The sequence below is a fragment of the Delftia sp. UME58 genome, from assembly GCF_014170385.1.
Classification (GTDB): domain Bacteria; phylum Pseudomonadota; class Gammaproteobacteria; order Burkholderiales; family Burkholderiaceae_C; genus Comamonas; species Comamonas acidovorans.
Genome location: NZ_LZZV01000056.1, coordinates 1 through 21,969 on the forward strand (window position 1 = coordinate 1; position 21,969 = coordinate 21,969).

The 21,969-nt window shown below is 67.5% G+C and carries 17 protein-coding genes; 8 read left to right on the forward strand and 9 right to left on the reverse strand.

Annotation, left to right across the window (positions count from 1 at the left end):
- From A9976_RS17510 to A9976_RS17525, 4 genes are all read left to right on the forward strand, one after another.
- Positions 1-1,121: pseudouridine synthase (locus A9976_RS17510; RefSeq protein WP_220808716.1), on the forward strand; the 1,121-nt coding region annotated here is incomplete at its 5' end.
- A 212-nt stretch (positions 1,122-1,333) separates the two neighbouring features.
- Positions 1,334-1,831 carry a sigma-70 family RNA polymerase sigma factor gene (locus A9976_RS17515; protein WP_183020054.1) on the forward strand — a complete coding sequence of 166 codons (498 nt, stop codon included), beginning with the start codon at positions 1,334-1,336 and terminating at the stop codon, positions 1,829-1,831.
- Positions 1,831-2,901: a FecR domain-containing protein gene (locus A9976_RS17520; RefSeq protein ID WP_183020055.1), complete on the forward strand. Its 1,071-nt coding sequence runs from the start codon at positions 1,831-1,833 to the stop codon at positions 2,899-2,901. Before A9976_RS17515 ends, A9976_RS17520 begins: the two co-directional genes overlap by 1 nt.
- A 120-nt stretch (positions 2,902-3,021) precedes the next feature.
- Positions 3,022-5,469: a TonB-dependent receptor gene (locus A9976_RS17525; protein ID WP_183020056.1), complete on the forward strand. Its 2,448-nt coding sequence runs from the start codon at positions 3,022-3,024 to the stop codon at positions 5,467-5,469.
- 13 nt (positions 5,470-5,482) lie between these two features.
- Here the strand turns inward: A9976_RS17525 and A9976_RS17530 are convergent, their stop codons facing one another.
- The 3 genes from A9976_RS17530 to aqpZ all read right to left on the reverse strand — a co-directional run bounded on the left by A9976_RS17530 (position 5,483) and on the right by aqpZ (position 9,466).
- Positions 5,483-6,163 (reverse strand): Fe2+-dependent dioxygenase, encoded by a 681-nt coding sequence (locus A9976_RS17530; RefSeq protein WP_183020057.1) that lies wholly within the window; start codon positions 6,161-6,163, stop codon positions 5,483-5,485.
- Between the two features lie 134 nt (positions 6,164-6,297).
- Entirely contained in the window at positions 6,298-8,523 is a 2,226-nt protein-coding gene (locus tag A9976_RS17535; protein ID WP_183020058.1) for a TonB-dependent siderophore receptor, read from the reverse strand.
- A 238-nt stretch (positions 8,524-8,761) separates the two neighbouring features.
- Positions 8,762-9,466, reverse strand: a complete 705-nt coding sequence (aqpZ, locus tag A9976_RS17540; RefSeq protein ID WP_183020059.1) for an aquaporin Z — start codon at positions 9,464-9,466, stop codon at positions 8,762-8,764.
- A gap of 236 nt (positions 9,467-9,702) precedes the next feature.
- Here aqpZ and htpG point away from each other — a divergent pair, with 236 nt between their 5' ends.
- The 4 genes from htpG (at position 9,703) to A9976_RS17560 (ending at position 17,249) form a co-directional block, all read left to right on the forward strand.
- Positions 9,703-11,655, forward strand: coding sequence for a molecular chaperone HtpG (gene htpG, locus A9976_RS17545; RefSeq protein WP_183020060.1), 1,953 nt, complete (start codon positions 9,703-9,705; stop codon positions 11,653-11,655).
- Positions 11,656-12,022: 367 nt separating this feature from the next.
- A complete protein-coding gene (locus A9976_RS17550; RefSeq protein ID WP_183020061.1) occupies positions 12,023-15,781 on the forward strand; it encodes an IPTL-CTERM sorting domain-containing protein in 3,759 nt (1,252 codons plus the stop codon).
- Positions 15,782-15,931: 150 nt separating this feature from the next.
- Positions 15,932-16,483, forward strand: coding sequence for an exosortase H (xrtH, locus tag A9976_RS17555; RefSeq protein WP_183020062.1), 552 nt, complete (start codon positions 15,932-15,934; stop codon positions 16,481-16,483).
- A gap of 10 nt (positions 16,484-16,493) precedes the next feature.
- Positions 16,494-17,249, forward strand: coding sequence for an exosortase H-associated membrane protein (locus tag A9976_RS17560; protein ID WP_183020063.1), 756 nt, complete (start codon positions 16,494-16,496; stop codon positions 17,247-17,249).
- Positions 17,250-17,268: 19 nt separating this feature from the next.
- Here the strand turns inward: A9976_RS17560 and ureG are convergent, their stop codons facing one another.
- Genes ureG through A9976_RS17590 form a run of 6 tightly spaced genes read right to left on the reverse strand, consistent with a single transcriptional unit; the run spans position 17,269 to position 21,964 of the window.
- On the reverse strand, positions 17,269-17,910 hold the full coding sequence (gene ureG / locus A9976_RS17565; protein ID WP_183020064.1) for an urease accessory protein UreG: 642 nt from the start codon (positions 17,908-17,910) through the stop codon (positions 17,269-17,271).
- Between the two features lie 20 nt (positions 17,911-17,930).
- Positions 17,931-18,647 (reverse strand): urease accessory protein UreF, encoded by a 717-nt coding sequence (locus A9976_RS17570; RefSeq protein WP_183020214.1) that lies wholly within the window; start codon positions 18,645-18,647, stop codon positions 17,931-17,933.
- Entirely contained in the window at positions 18,640-19,296 is a 657-nt protein-coding gene (gene ureE, locus A9976_RS17575) for an urease accessory protein UreE (RefSeq protein ID WP_183020065.1), read from the reverse strand. Before ureE ends, A9976_RS17570 begins: the two co-directional genes overlap by 8 nt.
- A 7-nt stretch (positions 19,297-19,303) precedes the next feature.
- The gene (ureC, locus tag A9976_RS17580) at positions 19,304-21,007 is read right to left on the reverse strand and encodes an urease subunit alpha (protein WP_183020066.1); all 1,704 of its coding nucleotides are present in this window, start codon (positions 21,005-21,007) and stop codon (positions 19,304-19,306) included.
- 12 nt (positions 21,008-21,019) lie between these two features.
- The gene (locus A9976_RS17585; RefSeq protein WP_183020215.1) at positions 21,020-21,325 is read right to left on the reverse strand and encodes an urease subunit beta; all 306 of its coding nucleotides are present in this window, start codon (positions 21,323-21,325) and stop codon (positions 21,020-21,022) included.
- Between the two features lie 27 nt (positions 21,326-21,352).
- Complete coding sequence (locus A9976_RS17590) at positions 21,353-21,964, reverse strand: HupE/UreJ family protein (protein WP_183020067.1); 612 nt, start codon at positions 21,962-21,964, stop codon at positions 21,353-21,355.
- Positions 21,965-21,969: the final 5 nt, after the last annotated feature.

Sequence of the window (21,969 nt, forward strand, 5' to 3'; positions counted from 1 at the left end):
GCCCGGACGATCGCCGCGACCGGCCCTATGGCCAGCGCGATGAGCGTCCGCGTGATGGTCAACGCGATGCCCAACGTGACGGCCAGCGCGACGGTCCCCGTGACGGCCCGCGTGAAGGTGGTTTCCGCGACCGTCCCCGTGACGACGCCCGCGGCCCCCGCCGTGACGATGCGCGCGGACCGCGCCGCGACGACGCCCGTGGTCCCCGCCGTGATGACGCCCGTGGCCCGCGGCGCGACGAGGCGCCCCAGGCCGAGCCCGCCTACCGTCCGCTCAGCGGCATCCGCACCTACCGTCCCGCCGACGGTGGCGCCAGCCGCGAAATCCCCGTCAAGCGTGCTCCCGAGCCGCTGCAGGAGCAGGTTCCCGGTGGCGTGCGCATCAACAAGCGCCTGGCCGACATGGGCCTGTGCTCGCGCCGCGAGGCCGACGAGTGGGTGGACAAGGGTTGGGTCCGCGTCAATGGCGAACTCGCCGTGATGGGTCAGAACGTGGTGGCGGCCGACCGCATCACCGTCGAGCGCGAGGCGCGCGAGCGCCAGGACCAGCAGGTCACCATCCTGATCCACAAGCCCATGGGCTATGTCAGCGGACAGGCCGAGGACGGCCACGAGCCCGCCGTGGTCCTGGTCACGCCCCAGAACCACTGGAACCAGGACACCAGCCGCACGCGCTTCAACTTCGCGCAGCTCAAGGGCCTGGCGCCCTGCGGCCGGCTGGACATCGACTCCGTGGGCCTGCTGGTCATGACCCAGGACGGCCGTGTGGCGCGCCAGATCATTGGCGAAGACTCGGAGATGGACAAGGAGTACCTGGTGCGCGTGACCTACGGCGACCGCGACATCGACGTGCAATCCGTGTTCCCGGCCGAGCAGCTGGCACGCCTGTGCCATGGCCTGTCGCTGGACGGCGAGGCACTCAAGCCCGCCAAGGTGGACTGGCAGAACCCCGAGCAGCTGCGCTTTGTGCTGACCGAAGGCAAGAAGCGCCAGATCCGCCGCATGTGCGAACTGGTGGGCCTGCGCGTGGTGGGTCTCAAGCGCATCCGCATCGGCCGAGTGACGCTGGGCAACCTGCCTGTGGGCCAGTGGCGCTACCTGGGTGCACATGAAGGCTTTTAGCACCCCCTGAGCGGCTTGCGCCGCTTCCCCCTCTCTACCCGCTTCGCGGGGGAGGGGGACGACACCCTCGCGGCGGGGCGGCCCTTGCTTGGTGTCCCTGGTCTTGGGCCGCGCCGGTTTCAGTGAGCGCACAGCTCGTGTTTAGAATGCGAACCATTCTCAAACGAGCTTCAGCGCTGCGGCACGCCAGTCCGGGGCGCGTCCGTCTTTTCATGCGCGCACCGGCCGATCCCGTACACACCCTCTATGTCGAACACCATGGCTGGCTGCAAGGCTGGCTGCGCCGCAAGCTGGGCAATGTGTTCGAGGCTTCCGATATCGCGCACGACACTTTCGTCAACGTGATCACCTCGGGCATGGCCGGCCGCATCGAGCAGCCGCGCCCCTTTCTGGCCACCGTGGCCCGCCATCTTGTGATCCGCCAGCACCGGCGCCGGCTGCTGGAGCGCGCCTATCTCGACACCCTGGCCCTGTTGCCCGTTGAACTTGCCCCTTCGCCCGAAGAGCGGCTGATCGCCCTCGAATCGCTGCAGGCCGTGGACCAGGCGCTGGACGCGCTGGCGCCCAAGGTGCGCGAGGCTTTCCTGCTGGCCCACCTCGAAGGCCTGAGCTATGCGGACATCGCCACGCGCCTGGGCGTGTCCATGACCAGCGTCAAGCGCTACCTGGCCCAGGGCTATGAGCGCTGCTTCGTGCTGGCGCTGTCCTGATGGCGCCGGTGCCTCCTTCCGATCCTCGGCGCCTGTCCAGCGCCGCGCCGCTACCCGGCAGCAGTATCCAGGCGCCCCAGGCGCTGGGCCGGCCCTTGCCGGCCGGCGTGGCGCGGGCGGCTGCCGGCTGGTTTGCGCTGCTGCAATCGGGCCAGGCCTCGGCCGCCGACCGCGCGCGCTGGCAGCGCTGGCTCGATGAAGACGCCGACCATGGCCGCGCCTGGGCCCATCTGCAGGCCGTGACGGGCGCGCTGACGGGGCTCAACGCCGGTGGCGCGGGCTATCGCGGCCTGTCCGCCGCTCCCCGGGCTGCGCGGCGGCGCCTGCTGGGCCTGTTTGCGGGCCTGGGCACGGCGGCCGGCGCGGGCTGGCTGGCCAGCCGCACGCCGCAGTGGCAGCAGATGGCGGCCGACTACGCCACGGGCACCCAGCGCCGCCGCTGGACCCTGCCCGACGACACGGACATGCTGCTGGGCCCCGGCAGCGCCGTGGCCTTGCAGTTCGACGGCAGCGAACGCCGGCTGCGCCTGCTGGCCGGCGAGGCGCTGTTCACCACCGGCCATCCCGCAGGTGCGCTGGGCGATCTGCCCTTTGTGGTGGAGACCGCCCACGGCCGCGTGCGCGCCCTGGGCACGCGCTTCGTGGTGCGCAGCGCCGATGCAGGTGCGCGCGTGGCGGTGTTCGAGGGCGCCGTGGAGCTGCGCCCGGCCGGCACAGGCGCATCCGCACGGCGTCTGCAGGCGGGCGAGGCCATGGACTTCACGCGCACGGGCTGGAGCACGGTGCAGCCGGCCGGCCCTGCGGACGACGCCTGGAGCCGGGGCCAATTGTGGGTGGACAACCAGCGCCTCGACGACTTCCTGGCCGAGCTCAACCGCTACCGCCCCGGCTGGCTGCACGCCGATCCGGCCGTGGCCGGGCTGCGGTTCTCAGGCGTGTTCCCGCTGGACGAAGGCGGCATCGATGGCACGGACGCCGTGCTGGCCATGCTGCCCGGTGCGCTGCCCGTGCAGCTGCGCTGGCGCACGCGCTGGTGGGTGGTGGTGGAGCCTGCGCAGGTGAGTGGCTGAGATTTTTTTTCTTCCTTTTCGTTTTTTTTGCGCCAGGGGTGACCCGATTTCCCGCGCCGCGCTTCCTTGTTTCCGAGAGCTTTGATTTTCGACATCGGAACATAGGGAGAACCCAGGACCATGCAACCCCTTTTCATGCCCCGCCCCGCGCTGGCGCTGGCCATCGCGCTCATGCCCGCCGCCGTGCTGGCCCAGGCCCAGCGCAGCTATGACGTCGCTGCCGGCCCGCTGGATGCCGCCTTGCGCAGCACGGCCGCCCAGGCCGGCGTGGCCCTGATCTTCACGGCCGAGCAGACGGCCGGACAGCGCAGCGCGGGCCTGCGCGGAAGCTACACGGTGGAGGGCGCCTTCGAGGCCCTGCTGGCCGGCACCGCCTGGCAGGCCGTGCGCCAGCCCGGCGGCGGCTATGCGCTGCGGCGCGTGGAGCAGGTGGCGCCCGCGGCGGCAGCCGGCGCCACGCTGGCCACGGTGAATGTCACGGCCGCGGCGCCGGGCGCGGCCTCCGACGGCTCGGGCAGCTACGCGGCAAACGGCCCCAGCGCCACGGCCACCCGGCTGGCCCTGTCGCTGCGTGAGACCCCGCAGTCGGTCAGCGTGATCACGCGCCAGCGCATGGATGACCAGGGCATGGACAGCATGTCCGAGGTGCTGGAGCAGACGCCCGGCCTGTCGGTGCAGAACATAGGCGCCAGCCGCTACACCGTCTACTCGCGCGGATATGCGATAGACAACTACCAGTTCGACGGCATCGCCACCTCCATCGACGTGGTGACGCAGAACATTCCCCAGGCAGAAACCGATCTGGTGATCTATGACCGCGTGGAGGTGCTGCGCGGCGCGGCGGGGCTGCTGGTGGGCGCGGGCGATCCTTCCGGCACCATCAACCTGGTGCGCAAGAAGCCCACGCGCGAGTTCCAGGGTCAGGCGGGCCTGGGTCTGGGGTCCTGGGGCCGGCGCCGTGCCGAGATCGATGTCTCCGGCCCGCTGGCGCAGGACGGCCGCGTGCGCGGCCGCTTCGTGGCCGCTGCGGAGCAGGGCGGCACGCATGTGGACTTCTACGAGGAAAAAAAGCGCACGCTCTACGGCGTGGCCGAGGTCGATCTGCCCGATGGCTCCCTGCTGACGGCGGGCCTGCACTACCAGAGCAGCAATCCGCGCGGCAGCTCGGGCAGCGGCCTGCCGCTGTTCCACAGCGACGGATCGCCCACGGATTTCGGGCCGCACACCAATGCCGGCGCCCGCTGGAACACCAACCGCATCGAGGCCTACAACCTGTTCGCCACGCTGGAAAAGCCCTTGCCTGAAGGCTGGATGCTCAAGCTGTCCGCCAACCATTTGCGCGGCAAGCGCAGCGGCTCGTCGGCCGATGCGAGCTGGGGCTTCCCCGACCGGGACACCGGCGAAGGCGTGATGCTCTACGGCGGCTACAGCCGCGCCTGGCAGCGCCAGACCGGCGTGGATGCCTCCGTGCAGGGACCGCTGCAGCTATGGGGCCGGCGCCATGAGATGGTGCTGGGCTTCAATTGGGCCGAGTACGACAACCAGCACGAACCGGCCGATGACGACATAGAAGGCCGCGCAATCAACATCTACCACTGGGACAACCAGACCGGGCTGCCCGTGATTGCCGCAGACAAGCTCATGGACTATGACACCTGGCAAAAGCAGTACGGCGCCTATGGCGTGCTGCGCCTGAAGCCGCGCGACGACCTGTCGGTGATCGTAGGTGCCCGCCTGAGCAATTACCGCTACGCGCTGTCCACGCTCTACACCTCGGCCGCGCTGGCGCCGCGCAGCAGCGTGGTCGGCATGCGGGAGAACGCGGCCTTCACACCCTACGGCGGCATCGTCTATGACCTGAACGACAACCACTCCCTCTACGCCAGCTACACCAGCATCTTCAAGCCGCAAAGCCAGCGCGACCGCAACGGCGCCGTGCTCGATCCCCGCGAAGGCGACAACTACGAGCTGGGCATCAAGAGCGAATTCCTGGGTGGGCGGCTGGCCAGCTCGGCCGCGCTGTACTGGGTGCGCCAGGACAACCTGGCCGAGGTCGATGCGGGCCAGACCGTGCCGGGCACCTTGCCGGCCGTGGCCGCCTACCGTGCCGTCAAGGGCGCCAGGACCCAGGGCGTGGACTTCGAGATCAATGGCGAGATCGCGCGGGGCTGGCAGGTCGGTGCCAGCTACAACTACAACACCACCGAGGATGCCGCAGGCCAGCGCATACGCACGGTGTTCCCGCGCCAGATGGCGAAGCTGTGGACCAGCTACCGCTTCGGCGGCGCATTGCGCGGCCTGACGCTGGGCGGCGGCGTGAACTGGCAGGACCGCATCCATTTCACGGCCACGCCCTGGCAACTGGGCAAGGCCGTCACGGCCGAGCAAAAGGCATTTGCCGTGGTGAATCTGATGGCGCGCTACGAGTTCGACAGGCAGTGGTCGGCCACGCTGAACCTCAACAACCTCTTCGACAAGCACTACCTGCAAGGCCTGGACACCACGTTCTATACGGGCTACTACGCGGCCACGCGCAATGTGACGCTCAACCTCAAGTACCGGTTCTGAGGCGGCTCTGGCGTCAGGCCTGCGACCACATCCGCAACAGGTTGTGGTACGTGCCGGACAGCGCGGAAAGAGCGGGCTCGCCCGGGTGGCGCACCGTCAGTTGCTGGATCTGCTGGTCCAGGTCGAACAGGATGCGTCGCTTCTCGTCCGAGGCCACGAGGCTGTGGGTCCAGAAGAAGCTGGCGTAGCGCGTGCCGCGCGTGACGGGGTTGACGCGGTGCAGGCTGGTGCCGGGGTAGACGATGGCGTCGCCCGCGGCCAGCTTCACGCTCTGGTGGCCGAAGGTGTCTTCCACGATCAGCTCGCCGCCTTCGTATTCATCGGGCTCGCTGAAGAACACGGTGGTGGAGACATCGCTGCGCACCTTGATGGCCGTGCCGGGGATGGTGAAGATGGCGTTGTCTATATGGTTGCCATAGGTGCCGCCGCCCTCGTAGCGGTTGAAGCGCGGCGGCAGCACCTTCAGCGGCAGGGTGGCCGACATGAACAGCGCGCTGGCTCCCAGCTTGTCGAGGATGAGGTTGCCGATCGCCTGGCCTGCCTGGCTGTCCAGCGGCAGCTGCAGGTTGGCCTTGACCTGGGCAGCCAGGTGGCCGGCCGTGGCGCGGCCGTCCTGCCACGGGGCCTGCTCCAGCGCCTGGCGGCACTGGCGCACTTCTTCGGGGCTGAGCAGGGCGGGTATGCGGAGCATCATGGCAGGCGGTCCTCGGGAGCGGAATCAGGGAGTGTCCCGCAAAAAAGCCCCGCAGCCGGCGATGGCCTGCGGGGCTTTGCGGTGAATCTGCGCAGCGTCAAGCCGCTGCGCGGTCGCCCGGGGCGATCAGCAGATCAGTACGTCCACTTGAGCGAGGCCACGGCCGAGCGGCCTGCGGCCATGGTCGCGTAGTGGGGCGAGCGGATGCCGCTGTAGTAGACCTTGTCGCCCAGGTTGTACAGGTTCAGCTGCACGGTCAGGTTGCGGTCGATCTGGTAGGCCACCATGGCGTCGTAGCGCGCATAGCCGCTGGCACCCTTGGTGACGATGCCGCCATCCACCGTGGACAGGATGTAGCTCTGGTTCACGCTGCTCTGGGCGTAGATGCCCAGGCCCACGGTCAGCTTTGCCATGGGCTTGTAGCTGGTCCACAGGCTGAAGCTGTGCTTGGGCGTGTTGGGGAAGGGCTGGCCGTTGGCCACGCTGCCCGCGCCTGCGTTCTTCTGCTCGCTGTCCATGTAGGTGTAGCCGCCGAAGACGCTCAGGCCCGGCAGCACGCTGCCCGTGAAGCCCAGCTCCACGCCGTTGACCACCTTGTTGCCGCCCATGTAGGTGACGCCGTTTTCGGTGATGCGCGCATTGGTCACGTCGTTGCGGAACAGCGCGGCCGTCAGCGCCAGGCGCTTTTCCATCAGGTCCCACTTGGTGCCCAGCTCGAGCGAGCGGGTCTTCTCGGGGGCGAGGTTGGCCAGCTGGTCGGTGGAGATGCCCAGGTCCTCGTTGCCGTTGCCCAGCATGGAGCCGCCGGGGCGCGAGGAGGTGCCGATGCTGGCGTAGATGCTGCCGTTGGTGGCCGGCTTGTAGACCAGGCCCAGCTGGTAGTTGAACAATGTGTCCGAACGGCTCAGGTCATAGGCCGGCGTGTTGCGGCCGGCAGGGCCGGAGGAGCTGATCTTGTAGTGGTCCATGCGCAGGCCGGCATTGAGCAACCACTGGTCGTTGAACTTCAGCGTGTCGAAGCCGTACAGCGCCACGGTGTCGATCTGGTTGTGGCTGGGGTCGCCCAGCGTCACGGGCAGGTTCCACAGCGGGCTGCTGTCGGGGTTGTTCAGCGAGGCGCACCACAGGCTGGCGGCCGTGCAGGTGGTGTTGGTGGTCTGTACGGCAGCCGTGCGGGATTCGGCCTTTTCCTTGGACAGTTCCAGGCCGAAGGCGTAGCTGTGGCCCACGCTGCCGGTCTGGGCCTTGCCCGTGAATTCCGAGAGGTTCTGCAGCGTCTTGATGTCGGCCACGCGTGCATTGCCACGGCGGAACACATAGCCATTGACGACATTGCCCTTGCTGTCGTCGGGCTGGGTCCACAGGTAGTCCTGTTCGGTCTTGCTGTAGCGCAGGCTGTTGCGGAACTTCTGGGTGTCGGTGAACTTGTGCTCCACGGTGGCCGTGAACAGGTCGCTCTTTTCCTTCTCGTAGTCTCGGCTGGTCAGGCCGTACCAGTTGTCGCGGCTGTTGCCGTAGGTGGGACGCACCACGCTGCCGCCGCGCAGGCCGGCCGCAGCCGTGCTGCTGTACAGGTAGGGCACGCCGCCATCGGGAATGTTGTCGGTCTGCAGGTGCTGCCAGGACAGCGAGACCTCGGTGGGCGTGCCCATGCCGAAGGTCACCGTGGGGGCAATGCCCCAGCGCTTGTTCTCGGGGCCGTTGCGGCCGGGAACGTCGGCGTCGTGCACCATGGCGTTCAGGCGCAGGCCCACGCCTTCGCCCAGCACGCGGTTGGCATCGATGGTGGCGCGCCGGTAGCTGTCCGTGCCCAGGCCCACGTCGCCGCTGATGAAGTTCTCGTTCCTGGCCTTCTTGGTCACCAGGTTGATGGAGCCGCCCGCGCCGCCACGGCCTGCGTAGGCCGAATCGGCGCCCTTGATGACTTCCACGGCTTCCAGGTTGAACACTTCGCGCGTGCCGGCCGCAATGTCGCGCATGCCGTCCACGAAGGTGCTGGCCTGGGCGTCCATGCCACGGATGAACGGCTGGTCACCCGAGGGGTTGCCGCCCTCGCCGTTGCCGAAGGTGATGCCGGGCGTGGACCGCAGGGCTTCCTGCAGGCTGGTCGCGCCAGTCTGCTTGATGATTTCCTCGTTGATGACCTGCACCGTCTTGGGCGTGTCCACCAGCGGGGCCGTGAATTTGGCCGAGGAGGCGTTGTCGGTCTTGACGGGCGCTTCGGTGGAAGACGTCACGTTCACGGTGCCCAGCGTGGTGCTGGCCTGCGCGAAAGCCGAGGTGCCCGCCAGGCTCAGGGCAGCGGCAAGCGCCAGCTGGGTGAGGTTCGCGGGGGGGAGGATTTGTTGGAATGTTTGCATGTTCGCTCCGATGAAAGCCCGCGAATTGTTATTGCGAATCACTAGCGTTCGGTTTCTGTTTCGTAAAGTTGGCCTGTTTGAGCCGGGTGAAAGTGCTTCTCGTTGCCGTCAAGCAACAAACGAAAACCGTGTTTCACCAAAGATCCGATGAAAACGCGGTTGCTGCCGGACGAAAAAAAAGCGGCTGTCACCAGCCGCCGGGTTTTGCTGCGGGCGCCTGCCGCGCCCGTCCCTGGCCTTACTCGTCGGACGGGCCGGCCAGCAGGGCCTTGTAGATCACCGCGCCGATCAGCGCGCCCACGATGGGCGCCACCCAGAACAGCCACAGCTGGGAGATCGCGATCTCGGGACCGAACAGGGCCGGGCCCGTGCTGCGCGCGGGGTTGACCGAGGTATTGGTCACGGGGATCGAGATCAGGTGGATCAGCGTCAGGCACAGGCCGATGGCCAGCCCGCCAAAGCCGGCTGCCGCGCGCTTGGCCGTGGCGCCCAGGATGACCAGGATGAAGAAGGCCGTCATCACCACCTCGGTGACCAGGGCGGCCGTCATGCCGTAGCCGCCCGGCGAATGCGTGCCGTAGCCGTTGGTGGCGAAGCCGCCGATGTCGGCACCGGCCTTGCCCGTGGCGATCACATAGAGGATGGCCGCGCCCGTGATGGCGCCCAGCACCTGCGAGACGATGTAGCCCGGCAGTTCGCTCCAGGCAAAGCGCCCGCCCATGGCCAGGCCCACGGAGACGGCCGGGTTGAAGTGCCCGCCCGAGATGGGCCCGAAGGCATAGGCGCCCGTGAGCACCGTCAGGCCGAAGGCAAGCGAGACGCCGACCAGGCCGATGCCTACCTGCGGGAAGGCGGCGGCCAGCACGGCCGCACCGCAGCCGCCCAGGGTCAGCCACAGGGTTCCGAGGAATTCGGCGGACCATTTTTGAACAGAGCTGTGCATGGAAAATCTCCTGAAGCAGGCCCGCCATTGCGCCCGGGCCCTGCGCGCACCGTCCGCCGCACAGCGGAAAGTGGCGCAGTTATAGCCCTGCACCAGCCCTGCCGTGAGGGCAAAAAAGTGAACAATCGTCCAGAGCCTGCGTCGCCATAAGGGCGGCGGGATCTTGATAATGCGCTCGCCGGCCCGAGATAAGGGCTGATTTTTTCCCTGTTGTGAACCCATAGGACACTGTCTGCATGAGCAAGCAAACCCATTCTTTTCAGGCCGAAGTCGCACAACTGCTGCACCTGGTCACGCATTCGCTGTATTCCAATCCCGAGATCTTCCTGCGCGAGCTGGTCTCCAACGCCTCCGACGCCTGCGACAAGCTGCGCTTCGAGGCGCTGAACGATGCCGCCCTCTATGAGGATCAGCCCAACCTGGAAGTGCGCGTGTCCTTCGACGCCGCCGCCAAGACGCTGACCATTGCCGACACCGGCATCGGCATGAGCGAGCAGGAGGCCATCGACAACCTGGGCACCATCGCCAAGAGCGGCACCAAGGCCTTCATGGACAAGCTTTCGGGCGACCAGAAGTCCGACTCGCAGCTGATCGGCCAGTTCGGCGTGGGCTTTTACTCGGGCTACATCGTGGCCGACAAGATCACCGTGGAAACACGCCGTGCGGGCCTGCCGGCCTCCGAAGGCGTGCGCTGGACCAGCGGTGGCACGGGCGAGTTCGAGGTCGAGCAGATCGAGCGTGCCCAGCGCGGCACCAGCATCACGCTGCACCTGCGCCCCGAGGCCGAGGAGTTCCTCAACGCCTGGAAGATCAAGCAGGTCATCGGCAAGTACTCCGACCACATCAGCCTGCCCATCCTCATGGAAAAAGAGGAATGGAAGGACGGCGAGAACGACCAGCCCGGCGCCATGGAGAAGACGGGAGAGTGGGAGACCATCAACAAGGCCAGCGCGCTGTGGACGCGTCCCAAGAAGGACATCACGGCCGAGCAGTACCAGGACTTCTACAAGGCCATCAGCCACGATTTCGAGAACCCGCTGACCTGGAGCCACAACCGTGTCGAGGGCAACACCGAGTACACGCAGCTGCTGTTCATCCCGGCCAAGGCGCCGTTCGACCTCTACAACCGCGACAAGAAGGCCGGCGTCAAGCTCTACGTCAAGCGCGTCTTCATCATGGATGACGCCGAGGCACTGATGCCCGGCTATCTGCGCTTCGTCAAGGGCGTGATCGACTCGGCCGACCTGCCGCTGAACGTCAGCCGCGAGCTGCTGCAGGAAAGCCGCGATGTGCGCCTGATCCGCGACGGCTCGACCAAGCGCGTGCTGTCCATGCTGGAAGACCTGGCCAAGCACGATCGCCACGACGCTGCCACTGACTCGGCCGCCGACGGCGTCACCGACGTGGTCAGCGAAGAGGACAAGGCCAAGGAAGGCAAGTACAGCCAGTTCTACGCCGAGTTCGGTGCCGTGCTCAAGGAAGGACTGGGCGAGGACTTTGCCAACAAGGAGCGCATCGCCCGGCTGCTGCGCTTCTCCTCGACCAGCCAGGACGAGGCCACCGTCTCGCTGGCAGACTACAAGGCCCGCATGAAGGAAGGTCAGGACGCGATCTACTACATCACGGCCGACTCCCTGACCGCCGCACGCAACAGCCCGCAGCTGGAGGTCTTCCGCAAGAAGGGCATCGAAGTGCTGCTGATGGCCGACCGCGTGGACGAATGGGCCATGGGCTACCTGACCGACTTCGACGGCACGCCGCTGCAGTCCGTGGCCAAGGGTGCCGTGGACCTGGGCAAGCTGCAGGACGAAGAGGAAAAGAAGGCCGCCGAGGAAGCGGCCGAAACCTTCAAGCCCCTGCTGGCCAAGCTCAAGGAAGCGCTCAAGGACAAGGCCGAGGACGTGCGCGTGACCACGCGCCTGGTGGACTCTCCCGCTTGCCTGGTGGTACAGGACGGCGGCATGAGCCTGCAGCTGGCGCGCCTGCTCAAGCAGGCCGGCCAGCAGGCGCCCGACGCGCGCCCCGTGCTCGAGGTCAATCCAGAGCATCCGCTGGTCAAGAAGCTGGACGGCTCGGTGCATTTCCATGACCTGGCCAACATCCTGTTCGACCAGGCCGTGCTGGCCGAGGGCGGCATGCCCGAGGACCCCGCCGCCTACGTCAAGCGCGTCAACGCGCTGCTGGCCTGAGTTCTCACGCCACGCTCAGGTCCCCATCGCATAGTCCCTGAGTTTCTGCCCACTGTCGCGCCACGGCGCGGCAGTGCGTTTTTCAAGCCGGTGCCAGCCTTGCTGCCGCCGGCTTTTTTCATGCCCGGGAACGCCTGGAAACGGCAGAAATCAGCAACTTCTCACGAAAACTCACATTTACTTCTAAATACTCACTTTTGTTAAATATTCCATTGCATATTTACTTTTAGATATATAGAGAGCCATCATGCCCTCCTTTGGTGCGTCCGGTTGTCGGATTTCCGACAGATTCGGGTCAGCCGGGCACCTTCCGCGTCCATGCCTGCGGCATTCGGCGCTGTCAATGAAGCAAAAAAGGAGAGGTTTCATGGCTTTCACAGGAAAGGGCTGGGTGGCGCGTGCGCTACCGCCCACGCGCAAACAGGCGCAGCGCCGGCCTGCAGGCTGGTGGGTGCTGATGGCCGGTGGTCTGCTGGCGACGGGGATGGCCGTGGCGGCACCCGCCGACACGGACATCCTGGTCAACCACGATGGTTTGTATGGGGGGGCTCCGGAAATCGGCGGCCTGGCGCGAGGCATCTTCACCTACCGGGCCAAGGTCAAACTCAATGCCGGGAGCGACGCCGTGGGTGTGCAGCTTCAGGAGGTGCTCCCTGTGGGGGCCGTGCTGCAGAACATCGTCTCCGCTCCCGCAGGCATCGCTTGCCTGCCTGCGTTGCCGGCAGGCACGGTGCTGACGGCTGCCAACAACACGTTCGTTTGCGATGTGGGCACGCTCGGTGCGGCAGACGGGTTCAAGTCCGTGGACTTCGACGTCATGCTGCCCACGGTGAACACGAACTGGAAGGCCGTTGCCAGCGCCAGCCTGGACACGGGTCCGATCGATGCGGATGGCGGCGTCAACAACATCGATCTGGCGCGCAACTTCACCACCTATGACGCGGCCGACCTGGGCATCTCGCTGACCCCCTCGGCCACCGCGGTGAACAATGGCGAGGCCTACAGCTATACCCTGCGGGTGACCAACCACGGGCCCACCGATATTCCGGCAGCCGGCCATACGCGCGTGACCTTCGAAGTGCCCTCTGGCGCGACGATCACGGGCGCCCCCGCCTTCCCGGGCGGCGCGGGCGCCTGGAGCTGCACGCCAGCGGCCGGTGCCTATCCGATCACCAGCGGCATCATCACCTGCGACCATCCGGGACAGCTCGCGGGAACGCCAGCAGCCGTCCTGCCGGATATCGTCATCCCGGCCGAAGCCTCGATGAGCGGCCCCATCGGCGCCGCAGCCAGCGTGCAGGGTTTTCAGAATGCCATGACGCCCATGCCGGACGGCCAGAAGGACAACAACACGGACAGTGCGGTCGTCACCTCCTCGGGCAGCGGCTATGTCGACATGTCGCTGAGCAAGATCGCCAGCAAAGCCTTTGTCGATGCCAAGGACGGCCAGGCCACCGTGGTCGAGTACACGCTCACGCCGCGGCGTGTGGCCGGCGCCATCGTGCCCCAGGACATCCTGGTGACCGACAACCTGCCTGCGGGCATGACGTTCGCAGCCTTCAGTGCCGGGCTCAATCCCGGTTGGAGTTGCAGCAGTACCGTGAGCACGGTGACGTGCCGATGGGCCGGCCCCTTCAGCGGCAACATCGCCACCAACATGCCGGCGATCAAGTTCACCGCGAATGTCGCAGGGCCGGGTGTCGCGAAGGCGGGCACCACCCTCGTCAATGACGCCACGCTGGTGCTGGAGAGCCAGGCCGAGCCCAACATCACCAACAACAAGTCACAGGCCATCGTGACGCTGAGCAACACCGCCCAGCTGACGCTGAACAAGAGCAAGGTGGGCATGGACCTGCCCGTACTCAGGGGCGATCCGTTCTCATACACGCTCGCCATCGGCAACACCGGCCCCATGGACGTGCTGCCCGGCCAGGCCATCACGGTCACGGAAACGCCGGGGCCCCGTCTTTTGCTGACCGGTGTCACTGCCGGATGGAGCTGTGCCCCCGGGTTCGCCGGCGGCGCGACCAATGCCCCCCAGACCTGTACCAATTCCGACGGACTGGCCAACGGGGCCGAGACCACGCTGGTATTCAATGCCCAGGTCGACGATCTGGGTGGCGCGGAATTTGCCCAGTTCACCAACAACGCCACGGCGGGCGCGGGGCCGGACCGGGGCGGCATGACCGTCAACTCCTCCGCCAAGGTCACGGTGTCCGAGAATGTCGCCGACGTGGGCGTGGTCAAGAGCCTGGTTCCCCCGCCCGCCTTGCCGGTCAGGAGTGGTGACGAGGTCACATACCGGATCACCGTGACCAACCATGGGACGGTGGTCTCCAAGGACATCGAGATCATCGATGAGCTGCGCGATCTGGTCACCAGAAATGATGGCATCCAGAGCGGCGGGACCTCGCTCTATCCGGCGGGCGGATTCATGTCTGCCACGGCCAGTGGCGCTGGCGCTGCGGTCGTTGACTGCCCGCAGCCCTCCGGCAATGCCGATTCCAGGGAGCGCACCCTGACTTGCACCGTTGACCAACTGGTGCCGGGCGAGTCCGTCACCGTGGAACTCAAGATCCGTCCCAAGGTCGATCTGGGCAATCTCGGCGCAGGCGGTGCTTCTTACAAGAATGCCGTGACTGCGTACTCCCAAGCCATCCACGACGCCAATGAGAACAATAACCAGTCGGAGGTCGATCTCAAAATGACGTCGCTGGTGGACCTGACCGTGGACAAGCAGGTCGCGCCACTGACCGAGGCCGCTGCCGGTGAACCGGTGAAGTACAGCATCACCACCACCAACCTGGGCCCCTCGCATGCCGAGGGCGTTGCCATGGTGGACCAACTGCCGGCCGATGCCTTCCTGATCGGCGTGCCTGACGCCCATGGCGGCAGCTGCACCTACAAGGATGGCAAGGGCGCCGCGGTGACCAATCCGGATGGCATGCGTGGCGGCACCATTTCCTGCACCTGGCCCGGTGCGCTGGCCGCCAAGGGACTGTATCTGGTGGAGTACATGGCCCGCTCCGCAGGCGACAACCCGGCGCCTGGCACCCGCCTGCGCAACGTGGTGGACGTGACCACCACCACCGAGGAAATCCGCCTGGACAACAACCACGCGCAGGCCGAGATCGGTCTCAAGCGTGCCGAGCTGGACGTGGCCATCGACATGAACCACACCAAGGATGGTCTGGTGCTGGGCGAGACGACCGAATACACGCTGATCATCAAGAACACGGGCGCCTCGTACGCGACCCAGGTCAAGGTGACGGATGCCTTCCCGGCGTCGATCGTGGACAAGGGCACGACGCTCAACTCCTCTGCCACGTTCAGCTATCAGGGTGGCCTGGCGCTGGCAGGCATCGGTGGGGCCACGCCCTCCTGGTGCACGCAGCCGGCCGTGGGCGCGACTTCGGGCCAGCTCGACTGCACCATCCCGCTGATGGCTCCTGGCGAGACGTTGACGATCAAGTTCACGATGAAGGCCGAGTCGCTGCCGGGCAAGGCCAAGACCGGCACCATCTTCCACAAGGCCAGCGTCAAGCCGCATGAGGAGGAGTACCTGAGCAGCGGTGCCGACGTGCTGGCCAACAATGCCACCACGGACCGCACTTCCACCAGCCAGGCTGCCCACAACGTCGACCTCGGGGTGGACAAGAAGGGTCCGTCCACCGTACTGGACGATGGCGATACCGCCACCTACACCCTCGCCGTCACCAACTACGGCCGCGATCCCCAGTCGCCCGCAGGCGCCACGGTGACCGATGTGCTGCCCGTCGGGCTGGAGTTCATCTCGGCATCGGCCGGCTGCAGCTATGCCAGCGGCACGCGCACCGTGACCTGCAGCGTGCCGCAACTGGCCAAGGGCGGCACGGCGGTCTTCACGCTGGAGACAAAGCTGGACAAGCCCTACAAGGGCGCCCGTCCGCTGGTCAACTCGGCCACGGTCACGGTGCCTGGCGACGGCAACCCGGACAACGACAAGAGCACGACCACCACGCCGCTCAAGCCGGGCCCGGGCAGCACGGCCAGCATTCCCACACTGTCGCAGTGGGGCCTGATGCTGATGTCGTGCCTGCTGGCACTCATGGCGCTGGGCGCGATGCGCAGACGCGAACGTCTGTGATGCCTCGGTCCTGAAGACAAAGGTCGGTGGTGCGATGTGCCACCGGCCTTTGTCGTCTGCAGGGCATACGAAGATAATGCGAGCCTGTAGAAGGACACTGTTTCGCAACCGCCAGGTCGCAAGCCCGGCAACCAACACCTACGACCTGCCATGCTGCGCTTCTTTCTGATCTTTCTGGCCATCCAGCTGACGATGTTCGGGCTGAACCTGCTCAGTTGGGTGCAGCAGCACATCGTGCTGCCCTGGACGTCTTTTCTGGCGCATATCTGCGCCTCGCTGGTGACCTGGTTCGACAGCACCGCCTCGGCCACGGGCAAGGTGCTGTGGAACACGGCCACGGGCTTTGGTGTTTCCATCGAGGCCGGCTGCAATGGCCTGGAGGCCTACATCGTGCTGTTTGCCGCCGTGATGGCCTTCCCCTCGTCATGGCGCCAGAAGCTGGCGGGCCTGCTGGCCGGCTTCGTGGCCGTGCAGGCCATCAATGTGCTGCGCGTCATCAGCCTGTTCTACCTGGGCCAGTGGAGCACCACGGCCTTCAACTTCGCGCATGAATACCTCTGGCAGGCGCTGATCATGCTGGACGTGCTGGTCTTCTGGCTGCTGTGGGTGCGCTGGAGCGGCCGCAAGGCGCCGTCGCAGGATGATGGCGGCCAGCCGCCGCTGCCGCCCGCCGCTGCAGCTTCCTCCGCCGTGGCCGCCTGAGGAGCACGCCATGATCGGACGCAATCCCATCTCGCGCTTCGCGGCCCTGGCCATGGGCGGCATCGTGGTGCTGACCCTGGCCTGGACGCTGGCGGCCGGCTGGCTGGCCGTGCCGGTGTCCGGCATGAGCAAGTGGGTGCTGGAGAACGCCGCCAGTGGCTGGGTGCAGCGCGTGGACCTGGAGACGCCCCGCAGCCTGGTCGTCAATTCCTCGGTCCAGGTCTCCAACGAGCAGACCGGCTGGCGCCGCGCCGAGGCCATCGTCGAGGTCGATCCCACCCGCTACGGCTACGGCCTGCCCGTGCTGGTGGCCATGCTGCTGGCGGCCTGGGGTCCGGGCCGGTGGTGGCGCATCCTGGCGGGCTATGTGGCGCTGCTGCCGCTGCAGACTTTCAGCGTGGTCTCGCAGGTGCTGATGCAGCTGTGCCTGGCGGCGCGGCTGGACCTCAATGTGCTGGGCATACAGACATGGCAGCTGGAGGCCATCGTCTACGCCTACCAGATGGGCGGGCTGATGGTGCCCACGCTGTGCCCGGTGCTGCTGTGGCTGGCGCTGGACATGGGTTTTGTGCGCCGCGTGCTGCTGCCGGCCTGGAACCGCAGCCGGGCGCCCGCCGCCGCGCCCCAGCCCATGGTGGCGCCCAAGCCCTCGGCATGGCGCCAGACCGATGGTGCCGTCACCTCCACCGGCCATCCGCTGGTGTCCTCCAGCAGCGCGGCCACCCTGCCCAAGGCCAAGGCCACCAGCGGCACGCCGCAGCGCTGAAGGCCGTGCACGGCCGTCTTCAGGCCTGCGCGGGCATGGGCGGCAGCAGGCCGCGCTCGGTGATGAAGTCGATCACCTCGCGCAGGCCCTTGCCGCTTTTCACGCTGCCCATCACATAGGGCTTGCGGGCGCGCATGCGCTGCGTGTCGGCTTCCATGATGGACAGGTTGGCGCCCACGTAGGGCGCCAGGTCGGTCTTGTTGACCACCAGCAGATCGCTCTTGGTGATGCCGGGGCCGCCCTTGCGCGGAATCTTCTCGCCGCCTGCCACGTCGATCACGTAGATGGTCAGGTCCGACAGCTCGGGGCTGAAGGTGGCGGCCAGGTTGTCGCCTCCGCTTTCGATGAAGACGATGTCCGCCTCGGGGAACTGGCGCAGCATGCGGTCCACGGCTTCGAGGTTGATGGAGGCGTCCTCGCGGATGGCCGTGTGCGGGCAGCCCCCGGTCTCCACGCCCATGATGCGCTCGGGCGGCAGGGCCTCGGCCACCGTCAGCAGGCGCTGGTCCTCCTTGGTGTAGATGTCGTTGGTGATGACCACCAGGTCGTAGTGGGCGCGCATGGCCTTGCACAGCATCTCCAGCAGCGTGGTCTTGCCGGAGCCGACCGGGCCGCCGATGCCGACGCGCAGCGGGGGGAGTTTCTTGGTGCGGGTGTTCATGGTGGATGACAGGTGAGTGATCAGGACCGGAAAAGCCGGGAGTACTGGTGTTCGTGCCGCGCCTGCAGCACGCTCCATTGGGGCAGCATGGTGTCCAGCCGCGGCGGCTGCGCGTCGGCGCGGCGGCGGGCCTCGCCCACGGCCTGCTCCAGCAGCGGATGCAGGGCCAGCAGCAGGCTCTGGCCCGCCACCTGGCCCAGCGGCACGGCCTTGATGGCGGCGGCCACCTGGTTCTCCAGCCAGGCAAAGCCATAGGCCAGCAGGGCATGGGCCTCGTCGGCTTGCACGGCGGCGCAGGCGCAGGCAAAGGCCGTGGGATAGGCCAGGCCAGGGTTGTCCACCAGCGCGCCCAGCCGGGCCAGGCGGGGCGCAAAGGCCTCGCCGCCCCAGGGCACGGAGCGCAGCAGGCTGTGCAGCGACCAGCCCATCTGCAGCGTCTCGGCACGCGCCTCGCGGCTGTCGCGGCTGGCAATGAACCACTGGTTCCATTCGTGGACCGCCACCTCGTCGCTTGCGCTCCAGGCCCGGCGCAGCAGCAGCCACAGCGGCGCCTCGCAGCGCGCAAAGCCGTGGGCCAGCGCATCGGCAATCCAGGTGCGCGCCGTGCCGGCATCCGTGACCAGGCCGTGCTCGATGGCGGCCTCCAGCCCCTGCGAATAGCTGAAGCCGCCCACGGGCAGCTGGGGCGACGCCAGGTGCAGCAGGGCGCACAGGCCCTGTATCGACAGGTCAGCCATGCGGATGGTCGTGGCTGTGCCCGTGTCCGCAGCAGCCTTTGTGATCATGGTCATGGCTGTGGTCGTGGCCATGTTCATGCCCGTGGGAATGATCGTGGGAATGGCCGTGTGAATGGCCGTGTGCGTGCCCATGGTCATGCAGCGCATACACGCTCTGCGCCAGCGCCTGGTCCTCGGCAAAGCTGGCGTCATGGCCGTGGCGGTGGCCGCCGCCATAGGCACCGGCCTCGGGCTCGAAGGGCGCGTCCACCAGGGCCACCTGAGCGCCCAGGCGCAGCAGCATGTCGTGCAGCACGGGGTCGTTTTCCAGGTGCAGGTGCGTGGGCGTGACCTCCACCGGGATATGCCGGTTGCCCAGGTGATAGGCCGCACGCAGCAGGCCCAGCGGCGTGGCTGCCGTCACGCGCAACACCGCCTGGGGCGCCGCGCGCACGGCGACCAGGCTGCCATCCTCGGCCACCAGCACATCGCCGCCGCGCAGCACGCTGCCGCGCGCCAGCACCACGGCCAGCTCGCGCCCCGTGGAGTCGATGGCCGCAAAGCGGCTCTTCTGGCGCATGTCCCAGTCCAGTTCCAGCGTGGCGGCGCGCCTGACCAGCACGGCGGCAAGGCCCCCGCCCTGGGGCATGTGTTTGTTGACGGTGAGCATGGGGTGATCAGAACAGAAAATACCGCTGCGCCATCGGCAGCTCGGTGGCGGGCTCGCAGGTCAGCAGCTGGCCGTCGGCGACGACCTGGTAGGTCTCGGGATCGACGCTGATGTTGGGCTGCCAGTCGTTGTGCACCATGTCGCGCTTGCTGACGCTGCGGCAGTTTTCCACGGCCACGGTGCGCTTGCGCAGGCTGTAGCGGTCTGCCACGCCGGCCTGCTGGGCGGCCTGTGAGACGAAGGTCAGGCTGGCTGCCGCCACGCCGCTGCCCTGGCCCGCGAACATGGGCCGGTAGTGCACGGGCTGGGGCGTGGGGATGCTGGCGTTGGGGTCGCCCATGGCGGCGCTGGCGATGCTGCCGCCCTTGAGGATGAGGCTGGGCTTGACGCCGAAGAACGCCGGCCGCCACAGCACCAGGTCGGCCAGCTTGCCCACCTCCACCGAGCCCACGACATGGGCGATGCCATGCGTGCGCGCCGGGTTGATGGTGTACTTGGCCACGTAGCGCTTGACGCGGAAGTTGTCGTGGCGTGCGTTGTCGCCCGGCAGGCTGCCGCGCTGGACCTTCATCTTGTGCGCGGTCTGCCAGGTGCGCAGCACGACCTCGCCCACGCGGCCCATGGCCTGGCTGTCGCTGGAGATCATGGAGAAGGCGCCCAGGTCGTGCAGCACGTCCTCGGCCGCGATGGTCTCGCGGCGGATGCGGCTTTCGGCGAAGGCGATGTCCTCGGCAATGGAGGCATCCAGGTGGTGGCAGACCATGAGCATGTCCAGGTGCTCGTCCAGCGTGTTCACCGTGTAGGGCCGCGTGGGGTTGGTGGACGAGGGCAGCACGTTGGCCTCGCCGCAGACCTTGATGATGTCGGGCGCGTGGCCGCCGCCGGCACCTTCGGTGTGGTAGGTGTGGATGGTGCGGCCCTTGAAGGCGGCCACCGTGGCTTCCACGAAGCCGCCCTCGTTGAGCGTGTCGGTGTGGATGGCGACCTGGGTGTCGGTCTCGTCGGCCACGCCCAGGCAGCAGTCGATGGCGGCGGGCGTCGATCCCCAGTCCTCGTGCAGCTTCAGGCCGATGGCGCCTGCCGCGATCTGCTCGCGCAGCGGCGCGGCCTGGCTGGCGTTGCCCTTGCCCAGCAGGCCGATGTTCATGGGGTAGCCATCCACGGCCTGCAGCATGCGCTCCATGTGCCAGGGGCCGGGCGTGACCGTGGTGGCGAAGGTGCCCGTGGCCGGGCCCGTGCCGCCGCCGATCATGGTGGTCACGCCGCTGGTCAGCGCTTCGTCGATCTGCTGCGGGCAGATGAAGTGGATGTGCGTGTCGATGCCGCCGGCCGTGACGATCATGCCCTCGCCCGCAATGATCTCGGTGCCGGGGCCGATGACGATGGTCACGCCCGGCTGCATGTCCGGGTTGCCGGCCTTGCCTATGCCTGCGATCAGCCCGTTCTTGATGGCGATGTCGGCCTTGACGATGCCCCAGTGGTCGATGATCACGGCATTGGTGATGACGGTGTCGGCGCAGTCGGCGGCCATGCGCTGGCTTTGGCCCATGCCGTCGCGGATGACCTTGCCGCCGCCGAACTTGACCTCTTCGCCGTAGATCGTGTGGTCCTTCTCGATCTCGATGACCAGGGCCGTGTCGGCCAGCCGCAGGCGGTCGCCCACGGTGGGGCCGAACATCTCGGCATAGGCCTGGCGCGTGATGCTTGCCATGAATGTTCCCTTTCAGAGAGGCCCCATCACCTTGGCGTTGAAGCCGAAGATGATGCGGTCGCCGGAGATTTCCACCAGTTCCACGGTGCGCTCCTGCCCGGGCTCGAAGCGCACGGCCGTGCCGGCCGCGATGTTCAGCCGCCAGCCGCGTGCGGCGGTGCGCTCGAAATGCAGGGCCTCGTTGACCTCGAAGAAATGAAAGTGCGAGCCCACCTGCACGGGCCGGTCGCCGGTGTTGGTGACCGTGAGGGTCTGCACCGGCCGGCCTGCGTTCAGCAGGATCTCGCCGGGCTCGGCCAGCAGCTCGCCAGGGATGATGCGCTCGGTCATGTGCGGCTCCCGCGTTCAGCCTGCCAGCGCCACGGCGCCGTAGCCCATGGCGGCCACGCCGGCCAGGCGTGCGGCCCAGGCCGATGCCGTGCCGCCGCGCATGGCCCGGCCAAAGGCCACGCCCAGCGCATGCAGCACCAGCGTGGTGGCGACCATGCCCGCCATGTAGGCCCAGAACACGGCTGCGGGCAGCGCGTGGGGGAAGACCTCGCCATGCGCGTATCCGTGGAACAGCGCGAAGGTGCCAGCCAGCACCATGGCCAGGGCCACGGGCAGGCGGCGCTGGGCCACCAGCAGCAGGCCGAAGGCCAGCAGCGAGGCGGCCACCATGGGCTCGACGGCCGGCAGCTCCAGCGGGGTCTGGGTCAGCGCCAGGCCCAGCGCCATGCAGGTGGCAAAGGCCACGGGCGGCAGCCACTGGCGCTTGAGCATCAGCCCGCACCACAGGCCCAGCGCCACCATGGCCAGCAGATGGTCCAGGCCCGCGATGGGGTGGGACAGCCCGGCCATCAGGGCCTGCATGGCGCCATCGCCGGCATGCAGGTGGGCGCCGGCCCCCGTATGGGCGCTGGCGGCCGTGGCGGCGGCCAGCAGGGCCGGGGCGAGCAGAAGGCGGGGATGGAACATGGCGG